Below are 4200 nucleotides of genomic sequence, written 5' to 3'. Positions count from 1 at the left end.
GGCCAGGAAACCGAACTCGGCACGTTGAAGACCTACACCGAGACCCGCTTCAACTTCGGCAACAGCTTCGGCGACTATGCCAACCAGGCCACGACCAACGACAGCCGCAACAACTGGCAGGCCCGCAACACGGGCATTACGCTGAACTTCGCCTGGATCCAGCTCGGTGGTCTGCGCGTCGGTAAGGACGACCCGGCCTTCGACACCTTCATCGGTTACGCCGGCAACGTCATCAACGACACGATCGTCCCCTATGGCGGCTTCGACAGCAACGTCGTCCAGTACTACTTCGACCTCGGCAACGGTTTGTCGGGCGTGGTTTCCCTCGAAGAAGGTAGCGGCAGCGCTGGCCCGACCGGCGTCCCGCCTTTCACGTACATCAGTTCGGGTTACGACACGATCGACAGCTATGTCCCGCATGTCGTCGGCGGCGTGAAGTACACGCAGGGCTGGGGCGCGATCACGGGCGTCGCTGCTTATGACAGCACCTTCGAAGAATATGCCGGCAAGGTTCGCTTGGACGTGAACGCTTCGAGCGCTCTGTCTCTGTTCTTGATGGCCGGCTACGGCACCGACAAGAACATCGACCGCAACTTCTATAAGCAGTGGGGCGGCAACTGGGCAGTCTGGGGAGGCGGCACCTACAAGTTCAACGAGAAGACCTCGTTCAATCTCCAGGTTTCCGCTGACGATGACAAGAATTACGGTGTCGCGGCAAACGTTGCCTACGATGTCGTCCCCGGCTTCACGGTCACGGCCGAAGTTGACTATAACCACGATGGCAAGTTTGGCCAGATTGACAACCGTAACTGGGTCGGCGCTACGAAAGAGAATAGCGTCGGCGGCCTCCTCCGCTTCCAGCGCGACTTCTAGCGGATTGTTGTAGCACTTCGCCGAAATATACGAATGCTCGCTGGGCAAGCCGGCCCAGTGAGCTCATCGGGTGGCTCCTCTCAAAATGCTTGAGTCCGTACCTCCAGGACCGAAGCGCGCCGCCGATGCGAAGGGCGCCTTTGACCAAGGCGCCCTTCATTCCGGCTATGTCCACCAGTGTGATCCCACCCGAGTGACGACGACTGGCCAGCGCGGCTCGACGTCGATCTCGACAAGCCGTTGACCAGCGAGCGTTCAAGGGCGGCCTCTCTGGCCTGGCGGATCGCCTCGGCTAGCCTGGGCCTGTGCGCGTGGAAGCATCGGTCTGCCGCCATGAGCAGGTTGATTGGCGGTATCTTGCGTCACGAGGCCATAGCTTCGACAATTGGAGACGCAGCCGGAACGCGGATCGACTTCATTTGCATGGCACCGGCAGTCTGACAGGGGGAAGCCGATATGCGCCTGCCACCGATCGACCTTAGCCGCGAGAACACCTTCGGCGAACTAACCTATGAGAATGGCGGCGACTACGGGCCGATCGGTGGCGACTATCTGGCCTTCATGCTTGTCCACGTCGGATCCCTGACGCTCGAGGCGGATGACAGCGTCCTGCAACTGGAGGCAGGACAATGTGCTCTGTCGCTCACGCGTGATCGCTACATGACGTCGGTGGCGCCGGAAACGCTGACCCATGTCAGCTGGTGCGATGGCCGGCCGCAGAACGCGGCGTGGCTGTACAAGGAGCGCGAGAAGTTCGCGCCGTTCATCGTCGCCTCGCCGATGGTCCACACCCTCATGCAGTTGGGTGTTGATCTTGGCCTCGGCGAGCGTGGCGGCCGCAGTGGTGTTCGCGAGTCGCTGACCAACGCCTTGCTCCACGCCTTCATCTACGAGGCCGAGGTGATCGAGGCGGAGCGGCCGATCCCGCAGACGATCCTGCAGGCACGCCGTTTCCTCGAAGAGAACTTTGCCGCCGATCTGTCGATCGAGCGGGTGGCGCAGCAGGTGCGCGTCAGTCCGCAATATCTGGTCTCGGCGTTCAAGAAACATCTCGGCATGACGCCGGCCAAATATCTGTGGCGTTGCCGCCTCGATTACGGCACGCATCTGCTGCAGCGGACAGGACTGTCGATCAGCGAGATCGCCTACCAGGTCGGCTACAAGAACCCCTATCATTTCTCGCGGCAGGTCAAGCTGGCGTTCGACTGTTCACCGACCGAGCTCAGAGAGCAGAAGCGCAACGCCTGATGGTTGCCCACGTGCCTCCGGGTGACGAGGCAAGCATTGCCTCCAGAACCGGGCGGGTGAACTGGCGATATGCTTTCCTCAAGAGCGGACATGGCGGTTTTCCAGGCACAAATGAATTGTCGGGCAATCAGGGTTGATCCGGCGTCAGGCAACGGACCGATGTCTTGCAACCTGGTTGCCGGTCGCGCCTTGGCCAGATCCGTTCGCCGACAACAGACATTCCAGGCTGGACAGCACCATGAGCAATTTCTCTCATCTCGATCCCGTTGCGCTCAACGACTGGCATGTCGTCGCCTGTGTCGAGGAGGCGATTTCATCAGACCATCCTGGGTCAGGACAAGCCGATCCTGGAGAATCAGGTTCCGAAGAGGCTGCCGCTGGATTCCCGTTCCGAGGTGCCGATCCGCGCCGACGCCGCGTCGGCCGCCTACCGCCGCTGGCTGCGCGAAAGGGGCCTGCGTTATGGCGTCGTGGCCGGCAACGGTATCGGCGCACACTAGAGCCGGATTATTTCAGGTCGAATCGACCTGAAATCGGAATCCGCCTCTAGATCAAAGAGATAGAGCATGATGTCTGGACAAACGGTTTCCGTTTGTCCGTGAAAACCGCTTCACACTTTTCGGCACTATGCTCTAGTCATGGGCGCATTTTCGGACATGATTAATTGTGGATATGCGCGAAAGAAATCGCAGCCATTGTTAGCCGACCTTCGCCGTGGAAGTTTCGGACCTAAGCCGGAAGACCGGCTGCCAACAACGCCATGGGGACGTTGTCCAGGCGATCGCCGCCTCCAAGTAGGCAACCGGAAAAGACAAGAACATCCGGATGACGACAGGGCGGCATTGGACAGTTCTCGGACTGGAATGAGAGGATCAAGCGATGACGAATACCATTACGCGACGCACGGCAATCCTGGGCACGGCGGGCGCCCTGCTTCTGTCGGGGCTTGTACGCTCATTCGCGGATGTCCCAAAGACGCTGAAACTGGCTGTTATCCTGCAGGACCTGCCTGACGTCGGCTGGGACCGGACACTGCTCGACGCGCTTGAGCAACTGAAACAGGAAAGGCCCGAGGGGCTGGAGATTGCATGGGAACATACCGATCCGCTGTACGGAGACGATGCTGAGAACGCCATGCGTTTCTACGCAGAGAGTGGTGAATACGACATCATCTGGGGCCATGGCACCTATTCGGACCAGGTCCAGAAGCTGAGTGTCGAGTTCCCCGACCTGATGTTTGTTGTCACCGGCTCCGGCAATCACCCAGCCGGGCCAAATCAATACTGGATCTACAAGCGGCTGCATGAGCCTTCCTACCTGCTTGGGATGCTGGCTGGCCATACCACCAAGACAGGCATGGTTGGCATCGTCGGCACCTTTCCAGCCAATGACGTCAACGACCAGATCAATGCGTTCTTCGAGGGTGCAAAGTCGATCAGGCCGGACATCCAGCATCGGCTTTCGTTCATCGGCTCGTGGTCCGACAATGCGCTGGCGGCTGAGCATGCCAATGTGCAGATCGCGGCCGGCGCCGACGTCGTTTTCATGCTGACCGACAATTTCAAGCCCTGCCAGGAGCACAAGATCATGTGCTTCGCCAACATCAACGACCAGAGCAAGGTCGCGCCCGACGCCATTGCGTCCAGCGCCATCATCAGCTGGAAGCCCGATCTCAACTGGATCATCGGCGAATGGCTGAAACACAAGGCCGGTGCGCAATTCAATGGCAACGCCGAACCGAAATGGTTTTCGATGGCCGAAGGCGGCACCGACATCGCACCCTATCATGATTTCGACGGCAAGATCCCGCAGGCGGTGAAGGGCGAAATATCTGCCAAGCGGCAGGAGATTCTTTCCGGCAAGTTTGTCGTTCCGCTCAACACCGCCGAGGTGAAGTAAGACACATCAACCAGGCAGCCCGGTGCGACCCAATGGAAGACCTGCTGAACGTTCAGAACCTTACCAAGCGATTTGGCAGCGTCATTGCCAATGACGGGGTTAATCTCGATATCCGCAAGGGTGAGATCCACTGCCTTTTCGGTGAAAACGGGGCAGGCAGGACGACAGCGTCGACTTGCC

The 4200-nt window shown here is 59.4% G+C and carries 3 protein-coding genes and 1 pseudogene; all 4 read left to right on the top strand.

What is annotated here, in order from left to right; genetic code table 11:
• Positions 1-873, top strand: an 873-nt coding sequence (locus EN969_RS19330) for a porin (protein ID WP_164758353.1), incomplete at its 5' end; no start/stop codon positions are given.
• Positions 874-1329: 456 nt separating this feature from the next.
• The gene (locus EN969_RS19325) at positions 1330-2121 is read left to right on the top strand and encodes an AraC family transcriptional regulator (RefSeq protein WP_013529886.1); all 792 of its coding nucleotides are present in this window, start codon (positions 1330-1332) and stop codon (positions 2119-2121) included.
• A gap of 308 nt (positions 2122-2429) precedes the next feature.
• A pseudogene (locus EN969_RS19320) lies at positions 2430-2621 on the top strand (aromatic ring-hydroxylating dioxygenase subunit alpha); the annotation flags it as partial.
• A gap of 379 nt (positions 2622-3000) precedes the next feature.
• Positions 3001-4020, top strand: coding sequence for a BMP family protein (locus EN969_RS19315; protein WP_013529887.1), 1020 nt, complete (start codon positions 3001-3003; stop codon positions 4018-4020).
• Positions 4021-4200 lie beyond the last annotated feature (180 nt).

Source organism: Mesorhizobium sp. M7A.F.Ca.CA.003.01.2.1 (assembly GCF_003998945.1).
GTDB lineage: Bacteria > Pseudomonadota > Alphaproteobacteria > Rhizobiales > Rhizobiaceae > Mesorhizobium > Mesorhizobium ciceri.
The sequence above is the reverse complement of the archived record's forward strand: the minus strand, read 5'-3'. Positions and strand labels throughout refer to the sequence as shown.

Excerpts from the sequence above, each read along its gene's own strand:
- EN969_RS19325 (WP_013529886.1), top strand. The coding sequence starts at position 1,330 with ATGCGCCTGCCACCGATCGACCTTAGCCGCGAGAACACCTTCGGCGAA.
- EN969_RS19315 (WP_013529887.1), top strand. The coding sequence starts at position 3,001 with ATGACGAATACCATTACGCGACGCACGGCAATCCTGGGCACGGCGGGC.